The following is a 3103-nucleotide window of genomic DNA, read 5'->3' as shown; positions in this document are numbered from 1 at the left end:
TAGTAGAAATTACAGATTTTCATGGACAGCTTCTAAGTTCTGACGCAACTCCACTACCAGTAGGTGCTGTTCTAGCACAGAACGTAAACAATATTAAAAGCGCAAATCCTGATAGAACCCTAGTAATAGGTGGTGGAGACCTTTATCAAGGGACTCCGATTTCTAATGTACTTAAAGGTGTACCAGTACAGCAGGTTATGACTAATATTGGTATGGAAGTAACAGCCTTAGGTAACCATGAATTTGATTGGGGCGGCCTAGATACAATTAATAATACTACTATGAAGGGTGCTAGCTATTCCATAGTATGTGCTAACCTATATGATAAAGTTACAAATACAAGAGTTTATAATCCTTATAAGATAATAACAAAGGATGGCGTAAGAATTGCAGTAATAGGGGCAATTACTACTGATGCTCCAAATATAATAATGCCAGCCTATGTTGCTAATTACAAATTTACTGATCCTATTACTGAAATAAATACAGTTGCAAAGAGTATTAAGGATGGTAATTTGGCAGACGTAATTATTGCAGACATTCATGAAGGAAATGATACAACAAATGCAGCAAATGGACCTATAACTGGGCCAATTGCAACAATAGCTGATGGCCTAGTTGGTTCTGTTAATGCTGTTTTTGCAGGTCACTCTCATACAGAGGTTCATGCATTATCTTCTAAAGGTATGCCAATATACATCGCTAAATCTAACGGTAAAGGATTAATAGATGTTAAGATGACTGTTAGTTCAACAGGAGCAGTCACTTTCCCTACACCTTCAGCAAGTGATTATATTGCTTTAGATACTACAAATGCTAATGGTTACAAAATAGGGAATCCAAATTTAAAGCCTGGAGATAGTGGTTACGTTGCTGGCACACCAATACAAGACTCTGCTACAAAAGCTATAGTTGATGCAGCAAATGTTCAATTAGGACCAACCTTCAATGAAGTAATTGGAACTATTCCTGCTGATTTAGGCAAAAATGGTTTTGATGCTAATAACAACCCAATTGAATCACAGCTTGGAAATTGGGCATCAGATGCAGTTAAAAATAGTGCTAAAGCTGATATTGGTGTTGCAAATAACGGTGGATTAAGAACAAACTTCAGCAAAGGTAATGTAACTGTTGGACAAGTATTTAATTTCATGCCATTTGATAATGAAATTAACACAGTTAAAGTTAACTATGCTCAGTTAAAGGCAATACTAGAGCAGGCTGTAATGGATGGTGGTAAAGGAATACAGATTTCAGGTATTAAATTTTACTATGATCTATCAAGACCTAATCTTGATAGAGTTGTTAAAATCACTAAGGAAAATGGAGAACCAATAACAGGAACTCTTACCTTAGCAGGTCCTGATTTTGTATTAACTGGCGGAGACGGTTTTACTGCATTTAATGATGCAGCAGTTAAGGCTACTTTAGACACTACTAAACATGTATTAGCTAGGGATGCTTTTATAGCTGATATTAGAGCTAATAAAACAATAAAGGTTGTAATGGATAGTAGATTAGTTAATGTAAATTCTACTATATCTATTGTAGGAACTTCAGATTTACATGGATCTATTTATCCATTAGACTATAACACTAGTGCAGCATCAAATATTGGTCTTGCTAGAATTTCAACCTATATGAACAACCTAAGAGCTGCAAATCCAAATACAATGCTAATAGATAATGGAGATACAATTCAAGGAACTCCACTAGTTTATTACTATAATATGCTTGATACAAAAACAGAATATCCTATGATGAAGGTTATGGGAGCTATGAAGTACGACACTTGGACACTTGGAAACCATGAGTTCAACTATGGATTAGATACCTTAAATAGAGTAATAGCAGATGCTAAAAAAGAAGGAATCAATGTACTATCTGCTAACACTTATAATACAAAGGATAACACAAACTTTGTAAATCCATATTATACTAAGACCTTTACTATTAATGGAAAGACAATTAAAGTTGGAATACTTGGACTTACAACAAAGACTATACCTAGCTGGGAAGATCCAGCACACTATGCAGGACTAAAATTCAATGATTTAGTAGATGAAGCTAAGAAATGGGTTCCTGTATTAAAAAATCAAGAAAAGTGTGACATAGTTATAGTATCAGCACATACTGGAACAAGTAATCTAAGCGATACTATACCAGAAAATCAAGCTGACTTAATAGCTCAGCAAGTATCAGGAATAGATGTAATTCTTGCAGGACATGCACATACTGGAAAAACCTATTCCTTTACAAATCCAGATGGAAAAGTTGTACCTGTAGTAGAGCCAAAGAATGGTGATGGAATATTTAGCCAAATAGATATTAATGTAGATGCAAATGGAGCAGTAAGTGGAGTAAAAGCATACAATGTAGATACTACAAATGCTGCAATACCTGCAGACCAAAGTATACTTGATGTTGCAAAACCATATCAAGATGCAACACTTGCATATACAAATACAGTAATAGGTAAATCTACAGCTGTATTTGAAGGTTCAAAACAGTTAACTGAGCCATCAACAATAATGGAACTTGTTAATAAAGTTCAAATGAATGCTGCAAAATCTCAGTTATCAATAGCAGCTCCATTAAGCTTAACAGCAAAAGTTCCTCAAGGAGATATAAAGAGACAGGACATAATGGGAGTATATGTTTATGAAAACTTCTTATATGGAGTAAACATGACTGGAAAGCAGCTTAAGAATTGGATGGAGTGGTCAGTAAGATACTACAAACAAGTATCAAATGCTAATGATCCAATAGTTAAGGATCCGGTACTTAATATAGCTGATTATAACCTTGATCAGTTATATGGAGCAACTTATGATATAGATTTAACTCAACCTGCATGTACAACAGACTCTAAGGGTGTGGTTATATCTGGAAATAGGATAAAGAACCTAAAAGTAAATGGTATATTAGTTAAAGACACTGACGTATTTAAGGTAGCTATAAACAACTACAGATACAATGGCGGCGGAGGCTTTATGGCTGCTGCAGGTCTTACACCTGGAAGTGCAGCAACTATTGCTGCTACCTACTATGATTCAGCTAAGGCTCTTGGAGATGATGGACAAGTAAGAAATATGATGTTTAA

Annotated in this window: 1 protein-coding gene; it reads left to right on the top strand. The window is 35.0% G+C overall.

What is annotated here, in order from left to right; genetic code table 11:
* A partial coding sequence (locus ACJDUG_RS17665; RefSeq protein WP_406771186.1) for a bifunctional metallophosphatase/5'-nucleotidase occupies positions 1-3103 on the top strand: 3103 nt, incomplete at both ends.

This window comes from Candidatus Clostridium stratigraminis (assembly GCF_045310675.1).
Classification (GTDB): domain Bacteria; phylum Bacillota; class Clostridia; order Clostridiales; family Clostridiaceae; genus Clostridium_AT; species Clostridium_AT stratigraminis.
Note: the sequence above shows the minus strand (reverse complement) of the source record. Positions and strands in the feature narration are given on the sequence as shown.